This is a genomic window from Mycolicibacterium sp. HS_4_1 (assembly GCF_054515875.1).
On record NZ_CM137261.1, the window covers coordinates 1,537,922 to 1,558,685 of the forward strand.

Genomic DNA, 20,764 nt, shown 5'->3' on the forward strand with positions numbered 1-20,764 from the left:
AGCCACTGTGCGAAACTGGTTCTCGGACAGGCTACTTGCTGCCGCGATGGCCCCCGCTACCACCGCGGCTGCCGCCACTGCCCTGACCGTCGCCGGTTCCGGGATTGGTCGGCCCCGACTTGTCTGACGAGTGCTTGGAGCCGTCACTGTCATGAGAGTTGTTGCCGGTCTTGCTGTCTCCGCCGCCCACTTTTCCGGCGCCGGCGCCGGCATCGGTCTGGCTGCCGCCGGTGGTGCTGCGGGTCTGGCCGGAGTCAGTCGGCTTGCGGTGCCTGCCACCCGTGTCCGAGCTGGTCTTGTCGGACCCCGTCTTGTCTGACCCCGTCTTGTCTGACCCGGTCTTGTCTGACCCGGTCTTGTCGGTGCCGGCGTTGGCCGGCTTCTTATCCGAACCGGTCTTGCCCGGCTTCGAACCGACAGCGCTGTTGGGAGCCGGCAACGCCGCAACGGGGTTGCCGACCTTGATCAGGTTGGTCTGCACCTTGGGCACGCTCGTAGCAGCCAGCGGTGCTGCTGCGGCCGGGACGAGGCCGCCCAGGCTGGAGATGAATTGTCCTGCCTGCGAGACGATTCCATTTACCGTGCCAGCGAGGCCGTTTTCCAGAGCGAACGGCAGATTCGTGGTCAGTAAGCCCGCAATGAATTGCGGGTTCAGCGAATACGGTAGGCGCAGCACGAGCGGGAGGGCGACCGGCACCGCAACGGCCAACGGCAGGTTTACCGCATATGCGACGTCGTTCGTCACCATCGACACGGCAGAAGACACCGCATTGCCCAGGCCGCCAACCAGATCTAGCGGTGCAGCCACCGAAGGACTGATCGATGGCGTCACCGCTGAAGTGGTTTTCAACTTCGGCGCGTTTGCGGCTGCCAGCGGCGCTGCCGCGGCGGGGCGGAGGCCGCCGAGGCTACCGGCGAGGCCGGACAGGAATTGCGTTGTGGTGCTGATGAATCCGCTGAGTCCACCTTGGACGTATTGGCTGACGTAGTTCGGGATGTAGCTGGTGAGCAGACTGAATAGCAGATCCGGATGGAATACGGCAGCAGCGCCGTAGTACAGCAGCGTGATAGCGGTCTGAGCCCCGATGTTGATGGGAATGCTCGCCAAGTAGGCCCCGGCATTCCACACGGTGCTCAACGTGCTCGTCAGAATGCCGCCCAGGCCGCCGATCAGGTCCTGGGGAGTCGCGGCCGCCGGGGTGATGGCCGGCGTCAATGCGGCATTCGTCGCCGCATTCGGCGTCAGGTTGCCGGGCAGGGGCAGAGGGATTCCGAGTTTCTCCAACAACGTCACAGCCGCCGGGAAGAGCGCGGTTGCCGGGGCGCCGAAGTCATAGAGCGAAGCGAGTATCAAGTCGTAGAAGTTGAAGCCCGTGAGGCCCCCGCCGGAGAAGGCCGTGGGAGGGAAGGCCGCATTCTTGAAGTACTCCTGCAGCGCGGCCTCCAGCGCTGGCGCCACCGGTGTCGTGGCAAGCGGCGACAGCAACGTCGTGACAGCGTTCATGACCACCGGCGCCGCCGCGGTGTCGAGCCCGTAGAGCGCGCTGTCGGCAGCCACCAGTGGCTGCGCCATGAGGTAGGCCAAATTGTTGATCCACTGCCCGTTGCCGAGGAGCTGTTGTGCGACAGACGTGGGCAGCGCCAGCAGGCCCTCGATCAGCGAGATCGGGTCCGAAGCCGCTGTCAGCTTCACCTGCCTCGCAATTTCTGGCAGTTGAGCTGCCACCGTCTTGGCCTGTGGACTGACCGCGACGAAGCTCGCGCTCACTGCCATAGCGCTAGCTACTAGAGCCACCGCCGCCCTCTGTATATTTGCTGTAGATTTCCTGGCATGTGCAGCCGGCATGATCTGGTCCCCGCTTCCGTGATCGTTAAATGCCAGCGGCCAGAACGTCATTTACGGCAGGCGCACCAACCCCGCCCATGTGCCATGGTCGCCAACGATTGAACCCCGCGAATAAAATACCCATAGTATGTTTGCTGGGTCAAGATCTATTTAGCCACTTAAATTAGCTGGTTGGATTTGGGTTGCGGATGCGCTGCCGCAGCGCAGGCCTGTCAGGTGACGGAGGCGTTGGTCGGCCCATGTGAGAATCGGGGCATGGGGAGCGCAGGGGGACGTAGCCCGGTCGGCAGAGTGATCGGGACGCTGTTCGGTTTCGGGATGTTGGGACTGCTGGTCGTGACCTTCCTCGGTGCCAAGAGCGAACCGGGCGTGTTGATCCGGTCGGGTGACGTGGTGACGCCCACCAATGGCAGCTACGTCGTGTATCTCGAACCATCGCAATCGCACATTCGTTGCAGCACAACGACGTCTGACGGAACGACGCAGCCGTTGGCGCCCTTCACCGGTGCGCACCCCGAGAAGAGATTCGGCGGAAAACGGCGCCTCCTGTTCTCCCGGGGCAAGGACTACCGGGCGGTGGGGGAGCTGCCGCGCGACCGTGGGCCTGTGACCGTGCGGTGTCCCGGTGCGAACCTCATCCGGGTGAGTGCGCCGCCGAGCGGTTGGTCGTGGCCTCTCATTGTGTTCGTCGTACTTGCGGCGGCGTGCCTGGTGGTGTTCGTTGTCGTGGTGCTGCGACGTCGGCGGACCGGCGGCGGTCAGAGCGGCGGGCCAGGGCCTACGTATCCCATGCCACCGCGGCAGGGATATCCCGGTTACCCACAGCAGGGCTATCCGGGCTATCTGCCGCCCGGGTATCCCAACCAGGGCTTCCCACCGAACCCCAATTACCCGAACTACCCCCAGTGAGTGTCGGTCGGGAATCAGGATTCGCGCAAGGTCGCGAGCGATGTTGCGCGGCTGGGTAATTCCACGGTGAAGGTCGCGCCGCCGCCGACGCCGGCGCTGGCAGCGGTGATGCGGCCGTGGTGGGCGTCCACCAGCGCCTTGGCGATCGCGAGTCCGATACCTGATCCGCCGTGCGCCCGGTCGCGCGCCGAGTCGGCGCGGTAGAACCGCTCGAACAGCCGGGTCAGATGCTCGGCGGCGATACCGTCGCCATCATCGGACACCTGGATCTGCACTGACCCAGCGGCATGAGTCGCTGTCACCCGCACTGTGCCACCGGCGTCAGTGTGCCGCAGCGCGTTGGTCAGGAGATTGGCCAGCACCTGGTCGAGTCGCTGGGGGTCGGCCCACAGGTCGGGTAGTCCTGCGGTGATATCTGACGTCAGCGCAACCCCTTTCGCGCGGTATGGCGCGGCGAAGGCGTCGACGGCAGCGGCGATGACCGTCGCGGGCGCGACGGACCGGGTATCGATGAGCGCCATATCGCGTTCGGCGTCGGACAGCGCCCGCACGTCGGAACTCAGCCTCGCCAGCCGACCGGTCTGGTCGCGCAGCACACCGATCGTGGTCGCGTCGAGTGGGTGGATGCCGTCTTCGATCGACTCCAGATAGGCGTCGATGACGGAGACGGGCGTGCGGAGCTCGTGCACCAGGTCGGCCAACAGCTGGCGCCGCGTCGTCTCCACAGAACCCAGCTGCTCGGCCATCGTGTTGAAAGCGTCTGCGATGGCGTCGAATTCAGTGCCCAGGTGCGGCAGCGAGACCCGGATGTCGTAGTTGCCGTCGGCCACGGCGGTGGCCGCGGCGGCGAGCTCGGCGGTCGACCGGTGCATCCGTCGGCTCAGATACCAGCTCAGCGCCAGCGCCGTCGTGGCAGCCACCGCCAGTGACATCCCGACCGAGACGGCGGTCGCCTGCCGGAACACCTGCTCATACGGGTGCGGGCCGGTGCGCCCCGGGATCAGCACATCCTGCATCACCTTCCGGAACATCGGCGGACCGATGATCAGCGCGACGGTGGTCGTGGTGACGATGGCCGCGACCACGACGACCGCGTTGGTGACAAGCAGGCGGCTGCGAATTCCGTGCTTGCTGCGCGGATGGTTTTGGGCCATCAGCCTTCTCCCATTCGGTATCCGACGCCGCGCACCGTGGTGACATAGCGCGGCTCGGTCGAGTTGTCGCCCAACTTGCGGCGCAGATGGCCGACGTGAACGTCGACGACGTTGTCATTGCCGAACCATGATTCGCCCCACACGGCCTCAAGCAATTGATGCCGCGTCCACACCTGCCGCGGACGCGAGGACAGCGCCGCCAGCACGTCGAACTCGGTGCGGGTCAGCATGATCGGCGCACCGCCGAGCAGCGTCTGGCGGCTGTCGGTGTCGATGTGCAGATCGCCGAACACGCGCGGTGGTGTCCCCGTCACCGGGTCGGGATCGGCCGCCCGCCGCGGCCGGCGCAGCATCGCGCGGATACGGGCCACGAGCTCGCGGGGGCTGAAGGGTTTGGTGACGTAGTCGTCCGCGCCGACCGACAGCCCGACGATGGTGTCGATCTCGGTATCACGCGCGGTCAGCATCACGACGTACGCATCGGAGAACACGCGCAGCTGTCGGCACACCTCGATGCCGTCGAGCCCAGGCAGGCCGATGTCGAGGATGACGACATCGGGGTCGAGTTCGCGCGCCACGGCCAGGGCGGACGGGCCGTCAGCAGCGACGCGCACCTCGAACTGTTCGCGTTTGAGGTAGCTGGCCACGACGTCGGCCAGCGCTGTCTCGTCGTCGACGACCAGCGCGCGCAGCGTGGGATCAGTGCCGTTCACCTGCTCATAGTGCACCCGCGCGAAGGCCTGGTCGACCGGATGACCTGGTCAGCGCCGCGTTCTTTAACGAATCTTCATCGTTCCTCAGGGGAACCCTTGTCGGCCGATTCGAGGCTGGAAGCCGTCAGAAACCCACCGTGAAGGGACATCGAAATGATCAGCAAGGCCGCATTCTTCTCGACCGCCGGCGCAGCCCTGGCCGCTGCCACCCTCATGACCGCCGGCCCGGCCCAGGCCACCAGCGTGTCCGGCAACAACGGCGCCGACGTGGTGTCGACGTTGCGCAGCGAGGGCTACAACGTGCAGGTCGACGGCGCCCCGAGCGCACCGCTGTCCGCGTGCACGGTGACCGACGTGCACGGGCTGCCGAATCCCGCGGACCCGACCCAGCGCGCGGACACTCGCATGGTCAACAACGTGTACGTCGACGTCACCTGTGCGTCGGACTCCTGAGTGGGGCCGCAGCGTGCCGGCCGGCGGCGGCATGGTTATGTGAGGGTGTGACCGAAGCGTCGTCGCTGCCGCTGGCCGGGATCACCGTCGTCGCGATGGAGCACGCGGTGTCCGCGCCGATGTGCACGCGCGTGCTCGCCGACTTCGGCGCCCGCGTGATCAAGGTCGAAAATCCCCAGGGTGGCGACTTCGCCCGCTACTACGACGACGTGGTGCTCGGCCAGGCCGCACACTTCGTCTGGGCCAACCGGGGCAAGCAATCCATCACCCTGAACCTCAAGTCCAACAAAGGTATTGCGGTCCTGCACCAGTTGCTCGATGGTGCCGATGCATTCGTCTCCAACCTGGCGCCCGGCGCCACCGCGCGATTGGGGCTGGCGCCGGAGGAACTCGGAAAGCGGCATCCCCAGGTGATCCCCGTCGAGATCTCTGGTTATGGCGCCCCCGGCCCCCTCGCTCAAAAGCGGGCGTACGACCTTCTGGTGCAAGCGGAATCAGGGTCGTGTGCGGCCACCGGCTTTCCGGGCATGCCGGCCAAACCAGGCCCGCCCGTCGCCGATATCTCCACAGGCCTGTATTCGGCGCTGTCGATCCTGGCGCTGCTGCTGGGCCGGGCCCGCGGGGTGTCGACGGATGCGGCGCCGTCGGTCGCGGTCAGCCTGTTCGACACCATGACCGACATCATGGGTTACCCCCTGACCTACACCCAGCATTCCGGCGTGAACCAGCAGCCGCTCGGCATGGCGTCGCCGGCGGTCGCGCCGTACGGCGCGTTCGCGACCCGGGACGGGCAGAAGGTGGTGCTCGGCACCACGAATGACAGGGAGTGGCAGCGGCTGGCCCGGGAGATCATCGACCGGCCCGACCTCGCCGAGGATCCCCGATTCGCGAGCAACTCGCACCGCTGCGCACACCGCGATGAACTTCATGCCGTTATCGAATCCTGGTGCGCAGAACGCGATCTCGACGACATTCAGCGGATGGCCGACTCCGCCGGCATCGGAAATTCCCGGTACAACCTGCCCAGTGAAGTCATCGCCCATCCGCACCTCGCGTCCCGCGACCGGTGGCGTCAGGTCAGCACGCCGGGCTGCGCGATCGAGGCGTTGTTGCCGCCACCGGTGATCAGCGGCCTCGAGCTGAGCATGGGCGCAATCCCGGGACTGGGGGAGCACACGGATGTGATACTCGGCGAATTGGGTTACAGCGCCGAGGATATTGCCGGCCTACGGGCCGACAGTGCCATCGGAGATGTCTACGGAGCAGGGAGCGACCATGCGTGAAGTCGTCATTGTGGAGGCCGTGCGGACCGCCGTCGGCAAGCGCAACGGGGGATTGGCCGGCCAGCATGCGGCCGATCTGTCTGCCGTTGTGCTCAATGATCTGATGGAACGGTCCGGCGTGGCGCCGGAGCTCGTCGACGACGTGGTGTGGGGTTGCGTCTCGCAGGTGGGTGACCAGTCCAGCAACATCGCCCGCTGGTCGGTGCTGGCGGCCGGCTGGCCCGACTCGATTCCGGGGACGACGGTGAACCGGGCCTGCGGATCCTCGCAGCAGGCATTGGATTTCGCGGTGCAGGCCGTGATGTCGGGCCAGCAGGACATCGTGGTCGCCGGCGGCGTCGAAGTGATGAGCCGGGTGCCATTGGGGGCGGCCCGTCAGACGGGGGAGCCGTACGGGCCGAAAGCGCTTGCCCGGTATGACGGTTTCAGTTTCAACCAGGGCATCTCGGCCGAGATGATCGCGCAGAAATGGGGTCTGTCGCGGGCGCGGTTGGACGAATACTCCGCGCGGTCGCACGAGCTTGCCGCTGCCGCACAGGATTCGGGCGCCTTCGTTACGCAGATTGTTCCCGTCTTCACCGCGGACGGTGGCATCGTGCACGAGGACGAGGGCATCCGGCGCGGGACGACCGTCGAGAGACTCGCCGGACTCAAACCGGCGTTCCAGGACGACGGCGTGATCCACGCCGGCAACTCCTCGCAGATTTCTGACGGTGCGGCAGCGCTTTTGGTGATGACGCTGGAGAATGCGGTGCAGCTCGGCCTCACCCCGCTGGTGCGGTACGTCGGCGGCGCGGTGACCGGCGCCGACCCGGTGTTGATGCTGACCGGCCCGATTCCCGCCACCGAGAAGGTGCTGCGCAAGACGGGCGTGAGTATCGCCGATATCGGCGTGTTCGAGGTGAACGAAGCCTTCGCCCCGGTGCCGCTGGCCTGGCTCGCAGACACCGGCGCCGACGAGGCCGCACTGAACCCGCTGGGCGGCGCGATCGCGCTGGGGCACCCCCTCGGCGCGTCCGGCGCGGTGCTGATGACCCGGATGATCAATCACATGCGGGACAATGGAATTCGCTATGGCTTGCAGACCATGTGCGAAGGCGGCGGCACCGCCAACGCCACACTGGTGGAGCTGGTCGCTTAGGTGGTACGGGCCGCAGTCAGGTCCAGCGCGATATCGACCAGCATGTCCTCCTGACCGCCGACGAGCCCACGCCGTCCGGCCTCTTCCAACAGCGTTCGGGCGTCCACGTCGAAGCGCTCGGCGGTGATTTCCGCGTGCCGCAGGAAGCTCGAGTAGACGCCCGCGTAGCCGAGCGTCAGGGTTTCCCGGTCGACCCGGACCGGGCGTTCCTGTAACGGCCGGACCAGATCGTCGGCGGCGTCCTGCAACGCATGCAGGTCGCAGCCGTGCTCCCAACCGAGCTTGTCCGCGGCGGCGACAAAGACTTCCAGGGGCGCATTGCCGGCTCCCGCCCCCATCCCGGTCAACGAGGCGTCGACCCGATTGGCGCCGTGTTCGACGGCGACGATCGAATTGGCCACGCCCAGTGACAGATTGTGGTGGGCGTGGATGCCGATTTCGGTGGCGGCGTCGAGGGTTCGGCGCAGCGCGTCGACCCGGTCGACGATGTCGCGCATGGTCATCGCGCCACCGGAGTCGACGACGTAGACGCAGGTGGCGCCGTAGCCTTCCATGAGTTTGGCTTGCTCCGCGAGCGATTGCGGGTCGGTCATGTGGCTCATCATCAGAAACCCGACAGTGTCCATGCCGAGTTCGCGGGCGGCCGCGATGTGGTGGGCGGAGATGTCGGCCTCGGTGCAGTGGGTCGCCACCCGCACGACAGTGGCACCGGCGCGGTGGGCGGCCCTGAGGTCGCGGACCGTACCGATGCCGGGCAACACGAGGGTGGCGACCCGGGCATGACGCACCACCGCGGCCACGGCCTCGATCCATTCGATGTCGGTGTGGGCGCCGAATCCGTAGATGCAGCTGGAGCCGGAAAGGCCGTCGCCATGGGCGATCTCGATGGAGGCGACGCCGGCTGCATCGAGGGCGCGGGCGATGGCGACGGCGTGCGCGATGGTGTACTGGTGGCGCACTGCGTGCATACCGTCACGCAGCGTGACGTCACTGACATACAGGTCGTGGCTCATGTTGTGGCTCCGGCTGTTTCACGCGTGCGATGGGCGATGGTTTCGGCGGCGGCCTTCGCCGCAGAGGTCATGATGTCGAGGTTGCCGGCGTACGCGGGCAGATAGTGGGCGGCGCCGGCGACTTCGAGCATGGCGGTGACACGGGTGCCGGTGAACTTGCCGGTCTCGGGGATGAACAGCGGGTGGTCGGCCGTGAAGGTCTCGAACTGGACGCGCTGTTTGAGGCGGTAGCCCGGGACGTAGGCGTTGACGCGGGCCACCATGGCGTCGATGTGGTGCTCGATGGCGGCCTGGTCGACGTCGCCGTCGACCAGGCAGTAGACCGTGTTGCGCATCAGCAGGGGCGGGTCTGCGGGGTTGAGGATCATCACGGCCTTACTGCGTTGTGCACCGCCGACTGATTGCAGTGCTGCACAAGTCGTTTCGATGAATTCGTCGATATTGGCCCGGGTGCCGGGCCCCGCCGATTTCGCCAAGATGGAGGAGACGATCTCGGCGTACGACACGATGCCGCATTCTGAGACCGCGGCGACGATCGGCACGGTGGCCTGCCCACCGCAGGTGACCATGTTCAGGTTTTGCGCGTGGAGATGCTCGTCGAGGTTGACCACCGGGACGCAGTAGGGGCCGACCGCCGCGGGCGTGAGGTCGAGCATGCGCACGCCCGTCGGCTGCAGCCGTGCCCAGTTGGCCTGGTGGGCCCCGGCGGACGTCGCGTCGAAGACGAGCTTTATATCACTGAAGTTCGGCATTTGCAGGAGTCCGTCGACTCCCTCCGCGGTGGTGGGCACCCCCAGGCGTGCGGCCCGGGCCAGGCCGTCGGAACCGGGGTCGATGCCGACCATGGCCGCGAGTTGCAGTGGGCCGTCGCTGCGCAGGATCTTGATCATCAGGTCGGTGCCGATGTTGCCGGACCCGATGATGGCAACCGGCCAGGGTGATTTGTGCTGCATAGGTTTCCGGCTCTCTAGTCGAGGTGCAGGGACACGGTGCCAAGGCCCGTGATGGTGGCCTCAGCCCGGTCGCCGCGGTGGATGAATGCCGCGGAGGTGAACGAACCCGACATGACGAACTGGCCCGGGGCGATTTCGATGTCGTAAGGAGCGAGGGCATTGGCGAGCCATGCGACGGCAGCGGCGGGATCGCCCAGCACCGCCGATCCGAGTCCGGTGTCGATCTCGGTGTCGTTGAGCCGCAGCGACGCCCGCGCATTCGGCAGGTCGAGCGCAGCGGAGAAGGGCACCCATTCGCCGAGCACCACCGCGCCCGAACTGGCGTTGTCGGCGACGGTGTCGGGCAGGGTGATCTGCCAATCGGCGACGCGGCTGTCGACGATCTCCAGTGCTACAGCTACCGCTTCGGTGGCCGCGCGTACGTCGTCGGCCGTGACAGCCGGTCCGCGCAGCGCCGTGTGCAACAGGAAGGCGATCTCGGGTTCGACGCGTGGTGCGCAGAATCGGTCGGCCGCGACCGCGCCACCGTCAGGAACCACCATGTCATCGAGGATGTAGCCGAAGTCGGGTTCATCGACACCGAGCAGGGTCTGCATCGGTTCGGAGGTCAGGCCGATCTTGTGTCCGACGACGGCGTGCCCGAGGTGAAGCCGCCGGTCGAGGTTGATCTTCTGGATGGCATAGGCATTGTCGACGCTCAGTGCGGGGAAGCGCGCGGTCAGCGGCGCAATCGGGGCCCGGTTGAGGTGTGCGGCGTGCAGCAGATCGGCAGCGGCGTGCAGCTCTTCGGTCGTGAGCGACATCAGAGTGCGTTTTCCGCGAGCATCCGCTGTGCCGTGTCGTACATGGCGTTGGCGTGCATTTCGAACAGCTCGAGCAGGTCCACCGAATCGCCACCCAGTTCCCTGGCGATGAACAGGCCGTCGGCGCCGGCGATGGAGTAGTTCACCAACAGCCGCACTTGGCCGTCCGTGAGCCCCGGCGCCAGCTCGCTGAGTGCTTCCGTGAGCGACTCGGAGGCCTGCGCCCGCGCCTGCAGGAACCGCGCACGGGCTCGCGGTTCCACTGGCCGACGCTCCAGCGCGAGCATGAGTCCGAGGCGCAGGAAGTCGGGATGGTCGAGCAGGCCCTTCGCGAGCTGTGTGGCCAGGCCGATGACGCGTTCGCGCGGCTCGCCGTCGGACGGGAGCTTCCAGGCCTTCAACCAGGTCGCGAAGCTGCGGTCGATGACCGCGGCCAGCAGGTCGTCCTTGTCCTTGAAGTGCCAGTAGATGGAACTGGCGGGGAGTCCGCACTTCTTGCTGACCAGTCCGATGCTGGTGCCCTCGTAACCACGTTCAGAGGCAATCTCGTTGGCGGCGTCCAGGATTCGCTCGCGCGACTGTTCGCCGTCGGCGCGCTTGCGGCGGACCTTCGGTGCCTCGGTCATTTTCGCTCCCGACTATTGACTCTGTAGTGATCGCTACATTACCGTAGCGATCACTACAGAACAAGCGGAGGCCGCAATGAGCAGTGAAGACACCTACGACGTCGCCGTCATCGGGTATGGCCCCACCGGTGCCACCACGGCCAATCTGCTGGGGCAGCTGGGCCTGAAGGTCCTGGTGGTCGAGCGCGACCCAGATATCTACAGCCGGGCCCGGGCGATCTCGACCGACGAGGAAGTGCTGCGTGTGTGGCAGTCGGTCGGGCTCGCCGAACGGCTCCAGCGCGACATGCTGCCCGACCGTCCGGTCGCGTTCGTCGACTCCGATGGGCGGCCGTTCATCGAAACGGTGATCTACGGACGCGGGTGTGGACATCCGTCGCAGCAGTTCCTGTACCAGCCGGCCGTCGACTCGGTGCTCCGCGAAGGGGTCGCCCGCTTCAGCAACGTCGAGGTGCTGCTGGAACATGAATGCCTGCGGGTGGCCAACCGCGCCGACGACGCAGAACTGTTGCTCGCTGATCTGCGTACCGACGCGTTCAAGCGGGTAACGGCCCGCTACGTCATCGCCTCGGACGGGGGATCGTCGGGGACGCGCGGAGTGCTTGGTATCGGATACACCGGACGTACCTACGGCGAGCGCTGGGTCGTCATCGATACCAAGGTGATCAAGGAATGGGATGCGCACGACCGCTTGCGGTTTCACTGCACCCCGACACGTCCGACCGTGGACTGTCCGACCCCACTGGGACATCACCGGTGGGAATACCCCGCCCGGGGAGGGGAGGACGAGAAGGACCTCGTCAGTAACGAAGCAGTGTGGAAGGTGTTGCGGGAGCAGGGTGTTACGCCCGACCATGTCGAGATCCTGCGCGCTGTCGTCTACAGCCATCACGTGCGAGTAGCGGACCGCTGGCGCGTCGGCCGAGTCTTCCTAGCCGGTGATGCCGCGCATGCGATGCCGCCGTGGATCGGTCAGGGCATGTCCGCCGGTGTGCGTGATGCGGCCAACCTGTGCTGGAAGCTGGCCGCGGTGGTGCGAGGTCAGGCGCCGGACTCACTGCTGGATTCCTATGAGGCAGAGCGCAAGCCGCACGTCACCGAGGTAACGCGGCGCGCGGTACTCGTCGGGCGGGTGATCACCGAACGGCGGCCCTGGCTGGCCACCATCCGCAATCATGTGTTGCGCGCGGTGACCAGGATTCCCGGCGCCAACACCGCGGGCCAGAAGTTCTGGTGGATTCCTGACGCGCACTATACCGAGGGCTTCTTTGTCGCGGCGCATCCCGCGGCGGGCTGGCAGGTCCCGCAGCCGACCGTGGACGGCGTGCCCCTCGACGATCTGCTCGGCGGCGATTGGACGCTGCTGCACACCGCCGCCGCTCCGTTCGGGGCCGCGGCCTGGGCTCGCGCCGGCGTATCGAGCCTGCGGGTCAGCGAACCCAGCCTCGTACGGTGGCTGCACGAGCGCAAGGCCGACGCCGTCGTGCTGCGCCCCGACGGATTCGTCTACGCCGCAACCTCATCCGGACAACCGATCCCGGCGCCGCCAGCCGGACTGAACCTCACCACCCTGACAGGAGCACCTGCATGACAACCACCCTCACGGAGCGCAACGTCACCGTCGGCGGCCGGAAAATCTTCGTCGCCGAAGCCGGTTCCGGCCCCGCGGTGATGCTGCTGCACGGCGGCGGCCCGGGCGCTTCCGGCGTCTCCAATTACTCCCGCAACATCGACGCCCTCGCCCAGCACCACCGCGTCCTCGTCCCCGACATGCCGGGCTACGGACGCTCGTCGAAAGGCATCGACAAGTCCGATCCCTTCGGCTGCCTGGCCGGCGCGATGCGCGGGCTGCTCGACGAATTGAGCATCAGCACAGCACATCTGATCGGCAACTCGTACGGCGGCGCAGCGGCACTGCGCCTGGCCCTGGACACCCCCGGCCGGGTTGGCAAGCTGGTGCTGATGGGCCCCGGCGGCATCGGAACCACCCGCGGCCTGCCGACCGCCGGCTTGAACAGCCTCCTGGGCTACTACGGCGGCACCGGTCCCAGTCGCGAGAAGCTGGCCGCATTCATCCGCAACTACCTGGTCTACGAAGGCGATTCGGTGCCCGACGAGCTGATCGACCTGCGGTACGCGGCATCGATCGACCCAGAGGTGGTGGCCGATCCGCCGTTGAGCCGGCCGTCGGGACCGTTCGCCCTGCGGACGCTGTGGCGCATGGACCTCACGCGCGACTCGCGGCTGGCATCACTGCAGACTCCGACCCTGATCTTGTGGGGCCGCGACGACAAGGTGAACCGGCCCTCGGGCGGACCGATGTTGCAGAACATCATGCCCAACGCCGAACTGGTCATGACCAGCCGCACCGGACACTGGATGCAGTGGGAACGTGCCGACCTGTTCAACCAACTCGTCGACGAATTCCTCTCGGACAGCACGGTATTCCGGCCATGAGTGTCTTCGGTCATGTGTCCCTCGGCTACCTGGTGGTGGAGACCGAGCGGTTCGCCGACTGGCGGCGGTTCGGCCGCGATGCGATCGGCATGCACCTCGATGACCTCGACACCGATGCCCTCCGGTTCCGGCTCGACGAACAACAGTGCCGGTTCCTGCTGCGGCGCGGCCCTGCCGAGGATGTCACCACGCTGGGTTGGCAAATCGACGACCACGACACCTTCGACGAGATCCTCAGCCGAGTGCACCGGTGCGGTGTACCGATCACCGTCGGCACCGACGAGGAAGCCGCGCTGCGCGGTGTCGAACGACTGGTGCGGATTCCCGGCCCCAACGGGTTGGCGCAGGAGCTGTACACCCGGGCGCACGTCGACGGCCAGCTGTCCGTCGCCGGAAAAGGCTTCGTCACCGGAGAATTCGGTCTGGGCCACGTCGCCGTCACCAGCACCAGGCCGCACCAGGTGCGCGGCTACTACAACACCTTGCTCGACGCTCGGCTCAGCGACTTCATCGATGAGACCATGAGCGGCGTGAAGGTCAAGATCCGGTTCCTGCGCGTCAATCGGCGCCACCATTCAGTGGCCATCGCCGCGGTGAACCGATTGCCGGTCAACCCGATTCGGACCCGTGTGCAGCACCTCAACATTCAAGTTGCCGAGCTCGATGATCTGACGGACAGCTATCAACGGGTGCGGGCACTGGGGTTCGACATGGCCCTGGGCGTCGGCCAGCACACCAACGACCGTGAGTTGTCGTTCTATGCCGTGACGCCCTCGGGTTTCGAATGGGAGCTGGGCTGGAATCCGCTGGTCGTCGACGAAACGACCTGGCGGCCGACGACGCACCAAGGCATCAGCATCTGGGGCCACGAGATGCAGCGCAGCGCCGACAAGCTAGAGCAGCTCACGACAGCGGCCCGGTCATTGCTGCACCGCGAAGACGTCGTCCCCGCACTGGCCGGCGCGGGCATCCGTGACTGACCTATCTGCGGGAGCGTCATGATCATGAACCGCATCGACACGCACCACCACATGATCCCGCCGGACTACCGAAAGGTATTGCGACAGGCCGGCGTCGACGATGCCGGTGGAAGGGCGCTGCCGGACTGGAGTCCCGAAGCGTCGTTGGGGGCGATGGGCAAACTCGGCGTCGCCACCGCCATTCTCTCGGTGTCGGCGCCGGGTACGACGGTCTTACCGGCTGCGGCTGACGCGGCCGCGCTGGCGCGTGACGTGAACGACTACAGTGCAGAACTGGTTGCGGCGGGGCCAGATCGGTTCGGGCTCTTCGCCATTTTGCCGATGCCCCATCTGGACGCCGCGGTCACCGAATCGGTGCGCGCACTCGACGAGTTGGATGCTGATGGTGTGGTCCTGCTGGCCAACAGTGCGGGTACGTATCTGGGCGCGCCGGGTCAGGATGCGCTGTTCTCCGAACTCGACGCGCGGTCGGCGGTGGTGTTCATCCATCCCGCCGAACTGCCCGGCCCCACGGTCGACGGCGTGTTGCCATTCGCTGCCGACTTTCTGCTCGACACCACGCGGGCCGCGTACCTGTTGGTGCGCAACGGTATTCGGCGGCGATATCCGAACATCCGGTTCATCCTGAGCCATGCCGGCGGCTTCGTGCCTTACGCGTCACACCGACTGGCTCTGGCCATCACCAGTGATGTCGGCGGCAGTCCGGCCGATCATCTCGACGACTTCGCGAGCTTCTACTTCGACACCGCGTTGTCGTCGAGTGCGGCCGCGCTGCCGTCACTGCTGGCTTTCGCCAAACCGGGCCACGTGACGTTCGGTTCGGACTTCCCGTTCGCGCCGGTCGAGGCCGGCCAGCTGTTCGCAGCCGGGCTGGAGTCCTATGGGGGACTGGATGACGCCGGGCGCCGCGAGATCGACCGCACCAATGCGCTGGCGCTCTTCCCACGCCTGGGTGCTGCGGCGCCACCGGCAGCACCGTCGCTGATCGAGCAGGTTCGCCACACCGCCAGCCGGACGGTGATGCGAGGCCTGGCGCGGTTGATGACGCAGTAGGGGTATGGCTGGAGGTCAGCCGGCCCAGGGTGGGGTGGACTTTCACGATGGTCTTCTTCGTGATCGTCACTCAATTGTCAGGGCGGGCAGACCTGGGTGTGCGTGCACTTCGGCCGGGAGTCGTCACCATGCGTTGACAATGTCAACCCATGGTGACGGGTCCAAATCGCAAGTGCTGCAGGAGCGCCCGACACGCCGGCTTGGGGACGCGCTGGTTGACGCGCATCGCGCCCGCCAGTGCCGAAATGATCCTCAACTTCGTCTCTCCGCGCACGCAGCAGCCAGCTGCCCCGGTCGTACTGGACGCTAGTGATTACCCACTTCCAACTCCAGGTACTCGGCGTATTTCGCCTGTGCGGCTTCGCGTTTGCCCGGCAGCCACTCGGTCGGCCACAGCTCGTCGGTGCCCGTGTAGTCGCGCAGCACCTGCTTGGCCACCGTGACCTTGTGTACCTCGGTCGGGCCGTCGGCCAGCCCCATCACCGCGGCGCCGGCGACCATGCCCAGGAACGGCACCTCGTTCGTCACACCGAGGGCGCCGTGTACTTGCATTGCGCGCCAGGCGATGTCGTGCAGCACCGTTGGCATGACGACCTTGACCGCGGCGATGTCCTTGCGGACCAACTTGTAGTCGTTGTACTTGTCGATCTTCCAGGCGGTGTGTAGTACCAACAGCCGGAACTGCTGCAGCTGCGCCCACGAGTCGGCGATGTAGCCCTGCACCGTCTGCTTGTCGGCGAGCAAGCTACCGGCGGTGTGCCGCGACAGCGCCCGCTCGCACATCATGTCGAGGGCCTTCTGCGCCAGTCCGATGGTGCGCATCGCGTGGTGGATCCGGCCCCCGCCGAGGCGGGTCTGCGCAATCACAAAAGCCTGGCCCTCACCGCCGAGCACGGCCGAATTCGGCACGCGCACATTGTCGTAATGAATCAGGGCGTGCGACCCGTGACCGTCGGATTCCCCGTAGATCGCGGAGTTGCGGATGATGTTGACGCCAGGCGTGTTCGTGGGCACGAGGAACATCGACATCCCTTGATAGGGACTGACGTCGGGGTTGGTCACCACCATGACGATCAGGAACGTCGACGTCGAGGCGTTGGACGAGAAGAACTTGTAGCCGTTGATCACCCAGTCGTCGCCGTCGCGTACGGCGGACGTCGTGAACTGAGTCGGGTCGGCGCCGCCTTGCGGCTCGGTCATCGAGTAGCAGGAGAAGACCTCGCCAGCGAGCAGCGGCCGCAGGTACTGCTCCTTCTGCTCCGGGGTGCCGTAGTGCGCGATGATCTCGGCGTTGCCGGTATCGGGGGCCTGACAGCCGAAGATGATCGGTGCCCACTGCGACCGGCCCAGAATCTCGTTGAGCAGCGCCAGTTTCAGCTGCCCGTAGCCCTGCCCACCGAGGTCGGGTCCAAGGTGTGTGGCCCACAAGCCTTTTCGGCGCACCTGTTCCTTGAGGGGGTCAACGACCCGGCGCCGGGTCTCGTCGAGCGCGGTGTACTGCAGGTGCGGCCAGATGAGGTCGAGCGGCTCGACTTCGTCGCGTACGAAGGCGTCGGCCCAGTCGAGGAGCTCCTGGAACTCCGGATCGGTTTCGAAATCCCAAGCCATTCGGACTCCTTCAGTTCGGTCCCACCGCGACAGGACACACCCGTCTGTCGTTTGTAACGCACCTGCGCCGGTTTGGGAATGCCTAGCGCGGCTAAGCGACGGCCAATGAGTAGGTGTTGCCCAGGTTGTCCTGGGTGACGTGAGCGTCCTCGGTGGTGGTGTCGATGCGCAGCGCAGTGGCGAGCGTCGATGTCCGGTAGCTCCACCCGTCGGGCAGTTGCAGTCGCGTACCGAGGTCCGGCAGGTCTTCCAGCGACAGCGCCGGGTCGACCATCCGGCTCCAGGACTGCATGACCCAGCGCTGTCCCTGTGGGTCGAGCAATTCGAAGACGGGCCGCCCGGCACCGAACACGAAGACCGTGCGGCGGCTGACCTTGTTCACGCTGTAGGGCGTCGGGTTCATCGACGCCAGTTCCACTGTCGCCTGCTGCAGCATCTCGATGCCGCCGAACGTCCTCTTCTCACCGACGTCCGCCCGGGTTTTGACGATCTCGCTCATCAGCCAATAGCGGGGGCCGTTGAGCAGGGCCGCCGCGACGCCGTTCTCCGCGGCGAGGGCCTGCGGGTTGAGCGCGGACCAGGCCTCATGCGGGCAGTCGTTCAGCGGGAAGGTATTGAACACCGTGACATGCGGTCCCGTCGGCGTCTGGGAGACCAGCAGCACTTCGCCGTAGCGCTTGCCGAACGTATCGGCCGGAGAATTTTCCATCCCGTCAACGGTACGGCCGAAATCGGGCGAAAAGGCCCCGATTTGTCCCATTTCTCGGGAGGTAGAGGCACCTTTTGCGTCATCACTCTGGATAAAGGTTTGCTGTGCTAGGTATATTTCGCCCGACAGTGATTGTGTAACGCCGCCGCGCTCCATTTCCATGGACCTGCCGGGCCTGATGGAAGGGTGCCCCGAGTGAGTGCCACCAACACCGAGCGATCCAGGATCGGTCATCTGATCTGGGTGCTCGCGGTACCCATCGTGATCGGCTGGTTCGTCCTCAACGTCGCCACCAACACGCTGGTCCCGCCACTGGAGAAGGTCGGCGAGGAGCACACCGTCGGACTCAGCGCCAAAGACGGCCCGGCCATGATCGCGATGAAGCAGATCGGCGCCAACTTCCAGGAATTCGACTCCGACAGCAACGCCATGGTGGTCCTGGAGGGCGACCAACCCCTCGGCGCCGAGGCACACCACTACTACGACGGTCTTATCGCCAAACTGACCGCTGACACCGCGCACGTCGAGCACGTCGCGGACTTCTGGAGTGACCCGCTGACCGCAGTCGGCTCACAAAGCGCCGACGGCAAGGCCGCGTACGTCCAGATCTACCTGCGCGGCAATCAAGGGGAGACGAAGTCCAACGATTCCGTCGCATCGGTCCGGCAGATCGTCACCGACTCGAAGCCGCCTGCCGGCCTCCACGTGTTCGTCACCGGCGGCGGCCCGCTGATATCCGACCAGCACCACGCCGGCGACAAGAGCATCGCCAAGGTCACCGCCATCACCCTGTTGGTGATCGCCGTGATGCTCCTGCTCGTCTACCGGTCCATCGTGACGATGATCCTCATCTTGTTGATGGTGTTCCTCGAACTCGGCGCCGCTCGCGGTGTCGTCGCGTTCCTGGCCAATGCGAACATCATCGGCCTGTCGACGTTCGCGGTGAACCTGCTGACGCTGATGGTCATCGCGGCCGGCACGGACTACGCCATCTTCGCGATCGGCCGGTACCAGGAGGCGCGCGGCGACAACGAGGAGCGGCAGACCGCCTACGACACGATGTTCCGCGGGACGGCGCACGTGGTCCTGGGATCGGGTCTGACCATCGCCGGCGCCATGCTCTGCCTGAGTTTCACGCGGCTGCCGTACTTCCAGACCCTGGGTGTGCCCTGCGCGATCGGCACGCTCGTGGCCGTCGTCGCCGCGATGACGCTCGGCCCGGCCGTCATCAAGATCGGCAGCCGGTTCGGCCGCTTCGAACCGAAGCGCGCCATCAAATCCCGCGGCTGGCGGCGTATCGGTGTCCTCGTGGTGCGCTGGCCCGGGCCTGTGCTGGTCGCCACGTTGGCGCTCGCCCTCGTCGGACTGGTGACGCTGCCCGGCTACAAGACGAACTACGACTCCCGTCGCTATGTGCCGGCGGACCTCAGCGCCAACGTCGGATATGCCGCCGCGGAACGGCATTTCAGTGCGTCCCGGATGAACCCCGAGTTGCTGATGGTGCAGAGCGACCACGACCTGCGCAATTCCGCCGACTTCCTGGTGATCGACAAGATCGCCAAGGCCATCGTCCACACCCAGGGCGTCGCGCGCGTGCAGACCATCACCCGGCCCGACGGAAAACCCATCAAGCACACGACGATTCCGTTCATCATGGGCATGCAGGCCGTCACCTCGAAGATGACGGAGAAGTACCAGCTGGACTCGATGGCCAACATGCTGCAGCAGGCCAACGACATGCAGGTGAGCATCGACACGATGACCAAGATGCAGGCCATCACCACGCAGATGGCCGCCACCACGCACGACATGTCGCAAAAGACCATCAATATGTCGCTCGACGTCGCCGACTTGCGAGACCACATCTCCGATTTCGACGATTTCCTGCGGCCGATCCGCAACTACCTCTACTGGGAACCGCACTGCTACGACATCCCGGTGTGTTTTTCGATGCGTTCCGTCTTCGACACGCTCGACGGCATCGACGTCATGACCGACGACATCCAATCCCTGGTGCCGGAGCTGCTGAAGCTGGACAAGCTGACCGCCGAGATGGTGACAGTGATGCCGCCTCAGATCGAGGTCATGAAGAACATGAAGCAGTACATGCTGACCATGTACCAGACCCAGAAGGGTCAGGTGGATCAGCGCGCCGCGTCGTCGGACAACGCCGCGGCGATGGGCGAGGCGTTCGACAACTCGCTGAATGACGACAGCTTCTACCTGCCGCCGGAGGCCTTCGACAACAAGGACTTCAAGCGCGGCATGAAGAACTTCATCTCGCCGGACGGCAAGTCGGTGCGCTTCATCATTCAGCACGAAGGCGACCCGGCGACGCCCGAAGGCATCGCCCACGTCGACCCGATCAAGCAGGCCGCCAAGGAGGCCATCAAGGGCACCCCGCTGGAGGGCTCCAAGATCTATCTGGCCGGCACCGCCGCCACCTACAAGGACATGCACGACGGTGCGCAGTACGACCTGATGATCGCCGGAATCGCGGCGGTATCAATGATTTTCATCATCATGCTGCTCATCACGCGAAGCATGGTGGCCGCAGGCGTGATCGTCGGTACCGTGCTGTTGTCGCTGGGCGCGTCATTCGGTATGTCAGTTCTGTTGTGGCAGCACATCATCGGTCTCGAGCTGCACTGGATGGTGCTGCCGATGTCGGTCATTCTGCTGCTGGCGGTCGGTTCCGACTACAACCTGCTGCTGGTGTCGCGGTTCAAGGAAGAGCTGGCGGGCGGCGTGAAGACCGGCATCATCCGGTCCATGGCAGGCACCGGATCAGTCGTCACCTCGGCGGGATTGGTGTTCGCGTTCACCATGGCGTCGTTCGCCTTCAGCGACCTGAAGGTCATGGCGCAGGTTGGCACCACCATCGCGCTCGGTCTGCTGTTCGACACGCTGATCGTCCGGTCCTTCATGACACCGGCCATCGCGGCGCTGCTGGGCAAGTGGTTCTGGTGGCCGAAGCGCGTGCGCCACGAGGCGTCCGAGCGACGGCTGGCGGCCATCGGAATTCAGCCGGCGGCGGCGGGGAAGTAGCTGTCTCCCCGCGCG

At 65.9% G+C, this 20,764-nt stretch carries 18 protein-coding genes; 9 read left to right on the forward strand and 9 right to left on the reverse strand.

The genetic code is table 11. The features are described from left to right. Positions 1-31: 31 nt before the first annotated feature. Positions 32-1,774 carry a hypothetical protein gene (locus tag ACX12F_RS07345; protein ID WP_459368950.1) on the reverse strand — a complete coding sequence of 581 codons (1,743 nt, stop codon included), beginning with the start codon at positions 1,772-1,774 and terminating at the stop codon, positions 32-34. A gap of 327 nt (positions 1,775-2,101) precedes the next feature. Here ACX12F_RS07345 and ACX12F_RS07350 point away from each other — a divergent pair, with 327 nt between their 5' ends. Further along, positions 2,102-2,755: a hypothetical protein gene (locus ACX12F_RS07350; RefSeq protein ID WP_459368951.1), complete on the forward strand. Its 654-nt coding sequence runs from the start codon at positions 2,102-2,104 to the stop codon at positions 2,753-2,755. Positions 2,756-2,769: 14 nt separating this feature from the next. On the opposite strand, the gene ACX12F_RS07355 is transcribed toward ACX12F_RS07350, so the two are convergent. Together ACX12F_RS07355 and ACX12F_RS07360 are read right to left on the reverse strand one after the other, a co-directional pair. Beyond that, a complete protein-coding gene (locus ACX12F_RS07355; protein WP_459368952.1) occupies positions 2,770-3,909 on the reverse strand; it encodes a sensor histidine kinase in 1,140 nt (379 codons plus the stop codon). Beyond that, positions 3,909-4,637, reverse strand: coding sequence for a response regulator (locus tag ACX12F_RS07360; protein ID WP_459368953.1), 729 nt, complete (start codon positions 4,635-4,637; stop codon positions 3,909-3,911). Before ACX12F_RS07360 ends, ACX12F_RS07355 begins: the two co-directional genes overlap by 1 nt. Before the next feature lie 138 nt (positions 4,638-4,775). Here ACX12F_RS07360 and ACX12F_RS07365 point away from each other — a divergent pair, with 138 nt between their 5' ends. The 3 genes from ACX12F_RS07365 (at position 4,776) to ACX12F_RS07375 (ending at position 7,499) form a co-directional block, all read left to right on the forward strand. Beyond that, positions 4,776-5,075: a hypothetical protein gene (locus ACX12F_RS07365; RefSeq protein WP_459368954.1), complete on the forward strand. Its 300-nt coding sequence runs from the start codon at positions 4,776-4,778 to the stop codon at positions 5,073-5,075. Positions 5,076-5,170: 95 nt separating this feature from the next. Then, the gene (locus ACX12F_RS07370) at positions 5,171-6,358 is read left to right on the forward strand and encodes a CaiB/BaiF CoA transferase family protein (protein WP_459370269.1); all 1,188 of its coding nucleotides are present in this window, start codon (positions 5,171-5,173) and stop codon (positions 6,356-6,358) included. After that, positions 6,351-7,499: a thiolase family protein gene (locus ACX12F_RS07375; protein WP_459368955.1), complete on the forward strand. Its 1,149-nt coding sequence runs from the start codon at positions 6,351-6,353 to the stop codon at positions 7,497-7,499. Before ACX12F_RS07370 ends, ACX12F_RS07375 begins: the two co-directional genes overlap by 8 nt. On the opposite strand, the gene dmpG is transcribed toward ACX12F_RS07375, so the two are convergent. From dmpG to ACX12F_RS07395, 4 genes are read right to left on the reverse strand one after another with little or no spacing between them, the layout of a single operon-like run. Beyond that, complete coding sequence (gene dmpG, locus ACX12F_RS07380; protein ID WP_459368956.1) at positions 7,496-8,512, reverse strand: 4-hydroxy-2-oxovalerate aldolase; 1,017 nt, start codon at positions 8,510-8,512, stop codon at positions 7,496-7,498. The two genes, ACX12F_RS07375 and dmpG, sit on opposite strands and share 4 nt — an antisense overlap. After that, positions 8,509-9,465, reverse strand: coding sequence for an acetaldehyde dehydrogenase (acetylating) (locus ACX12F_RS07385; protein WP_459368957.1), 957 nt, complete (start codon positions 9,463-9,465; stop codon positions 8,509-8,511). Before ACX12F_RS07385 ends, dmpG begins: the two co-directional genes overlap by 4 nt. A 14-nt stretch (positions 9,466-9,479) precedes the next feature. After that, entirely contained in the window at positions 9,480-10,268 is a 789-nt protein-coding gene (locus ACX12F_RS07390) for a 2-keto-4-pentenoate hydratase (protein WP_459368958.1), read from the reverse strand. Then, on the reverse strand, positions 10,268-10,894 hold the full coding sequence (locus ACX12F_RS07395; RefSeq protein WP_459368959.1) for a TetR/AcrR family transcriptional regulator: 627 nt from the start codon (positions 10,892-10,894) through the stop codon (positions 10,268-10,270). Before ACX12F_RS07395 ends, ACX12F_RS07390 begins: the two co-directional genes overlap by 1 nt. 76 nt (positions 10,895-10,970) lie before the next feature. On the opposite strand from ACX12F_RS07395, the gene ACX12F_RS07400 reads away from it, so the two are divergent. From ACX12F_RS07400 to ACX12F_RS07415, 4 genes are read left to right on the forward strand one after another with little or no spacing between them, the layout of a single operon-like run. Further along, the gene (locus ACX12F_RS07400) at positions 10,971-12,485 is read left to right on the forward strand and encodes a bifunctional 3-(3-hydroxy-phenyl)propionate/3-hydroxycinnamic acid hydroxylase (protein WP_459368960.1); all 1,515 of its coding nucleotides are present in this window, start codon (positions 10,971-10,973) and stop codon (positions 12,483-12,485) included. Then, positions 12,482-13,351: an alpha/beta fold hydrolase gene (locus ACX12F_RS07405; RefSeq protein WP_459368961.1), complete on the forward strand. Its 870-nt coding sequence runs from the start codon at positions 12,482-12,484 to the stop codon at positions 13,349-13,351. The genes ACX12F_RS07400 and ACX12F_RS07405 overlap by 4 nt, the downstream gene beginning before the upstream one ends. After that, entirely contained in the window at positions 13,348-14,331 is a 984-nt protein-coding gene (locus ACX12F_RS07410; RefSeq protein ID WP_459368962.1) for a VOC family protein, read from the forward strand. The genes ACX12F_RS07405 and ACX12F_RS07410 overlap by 4 nt, the downstream gene beginning before the upstream one ends. Positions 14,332-14,355: 24 nt before the next feature. Further along, positions 14,356-15,384 carry an amidohydrolase family protein gene (locus ACX12F_RS07415; RefSeq protein ID WP_459368963.1) on the forward strand — a complete coding sequence of 343 codons (1,029 nt, stop codon included), beginning with the start codon at positions 14,356-14,358 and terminating at the stop codon, positions 15,382-15,384. 306 nt (positions 15,385-15,690) lie between these two features. Here ACX12F_RS07415 and ACX12F_RS07420 read toward each other — a convergent pair whose 3' ends face one another. Next, positions 15,691-16,992 (reverse strand): acyl-CoA dehydrogenase family protein, encoded by a 1,302-nt coding sequence (locus ACX12F_RS07420; RefSeq protein ID WP_459368964.1) that lies wholly within the window; start codon positions 16,990-16,992, stop codon positions 15,691-15,693. Positions 16,993-17,083: 91 nt separating this feature from the next. Further along, positions 17,084-17,701 (reverse strand): hypothetical protein, encoded by a 618-nt coding sequence (locus tag ACX12F_RS07425; RefSeq protein ID WP_459368965.1) that lies wholly within the window; start codon positions 17,699-17,701, stop codon positions 17,084-17,086. 195 nt (positions 17,702-17,896) lie between these two features. On the opposite strand from ACX12F_RS07425, the gene ACX12F_RS07430 reads away from it, so the two are divergent. Next, positions 17,897-20,749 carry an MMPL/RND family transporter gene (locus tag ACX12F_RS07430; protein WP_459368966.1) on the forward strand — a complete coding sequence of 951 codons (2,853 nt, stop codon included), beginning with the start codon at positions 17,897-17,899 and terminating at the stop codon, positions 20,747-20,749. Positions 20,750-20,764: the final 15 nt, after the last annotated feature.

Excerpts from the sequence above, each read along its gene's own strand:
- ACX12F_RS07395 (WP_459368959.1), bottom strand. The coding sequence starts at position 10,894 with ATGACCGAGGCACCGAAGGTCCGCCGCAAGCGCGCCGACGGCGAACAG.
- ACX12F_RS07400 (WP_459368960.1), top strand. The coding sequence starts at position 10,971 with ATGAGCAGTGAAGACACCTACGACGTCGCCGTCATCGGGTATGGCCCC.
- ACX12F_RS07410 (WP_459368962.1), top strand. The coding sequence starts at position 13,348 with ATGAGTGTCTTCGGTCATGTGTCCCTCGGCTACCTGGTGGTGGAGACC.
- ACX12F_RS07405 (WP_459368961.1), top strand. The coding sequence starts at position 12,482 with ATGACAACCACCCTCACGGAGCGCAACGTCACCGTCGGCGGCCGGAAA.
- dmpG (WP_459368956.1), bottom strand. The coding sequence starts at position 8,512 with ATGAGCCACGACCTGTATGTCAGTGACGTCACGCTGCGTGACGGTATG.
- ACX12F_RS07420 (WP_459368964.1), bottom strand. The coding sequence starts at position 16,992 with ATGGCTTGGGATTTCGAAACCGATCCGGAGTTCCAGGAGCTCCTCGAC.
- ACX12F_RS07370 (WP_459370269.1), top strand. The coding sequence starts at position 5,171 with ATGGAGCACGCGGTGTCCGCGCCGATGTGCACGCGCGTGCTCGCCGAC.
- ACX12F_RS07415 (WP_459368963.1), top strand. The coding sequence starts at position 14,356 with ATGAACCGCATCGACACGCACCACCACATGATCCCGCCGGACTACCGA.
- ACX12F_RS07350 (WP_459368951.1), top strand. The coding sequence starts at position 2,102 with ATGGGGAGCGCAGGGGGACGTAGCCCGGTCGGCAGAGTGATCGGGACG.
- ACX12F_RS07375 (WP_459368955.1), top strand. The coding sequence starts at position 6,351 with ATGCGTGAAGTCGTCATTGTGGAGGCCGTGCGGACCGCCGTCGGCAAG.
- ACX12F_RS07355 (WP_459368952.1), bottom strand. The coding sequence starts at position 3,909 with ATGGCCCAAAACCATCCGCGCAGCAAGCACGGAATTCGCAGCCGCCTG.
- ACX12F_RS07390 (WP_459368958.1), bottom strand. The coding sequence starts at position 10,268 with ATGTCGCTCACGACCGAAGAGCTGCACGCCGCTGCCGATCTGCTGCAC.
- ACX12F_RS07385 (WP_459368957.1), bottom strand. The coding sequence starts at position 9,465 with ATGCAGCACAAATCACCCTGGCCGGTTGCCATCATCGGGTCCGGCAAC.
- ACX12F_RS07425 (WP_459368965.1), bottom strand. The coding sequence starts at position 17,701 with ATGGAAAATTCTCCGGCCGATACGTTCGGCAAGCGCTACGGCGAAGTG.
- ACX12F_RS07345 (WP_459368950.1), bottom strand. The coding sequence starts at position 1,774 with ATGGCAGTGAGCGCGAGCTTCGTCGCGGTCAGTCCACAGGCCAAGACG.
- ACX12F_RS07365 (WP_459368954.1), top strand. The coding sequence starts at position 4,776 with ATGATCAGCAAGGCCGCATTCTTCTCGACCGCCGGCGCAGCCCTGGCC.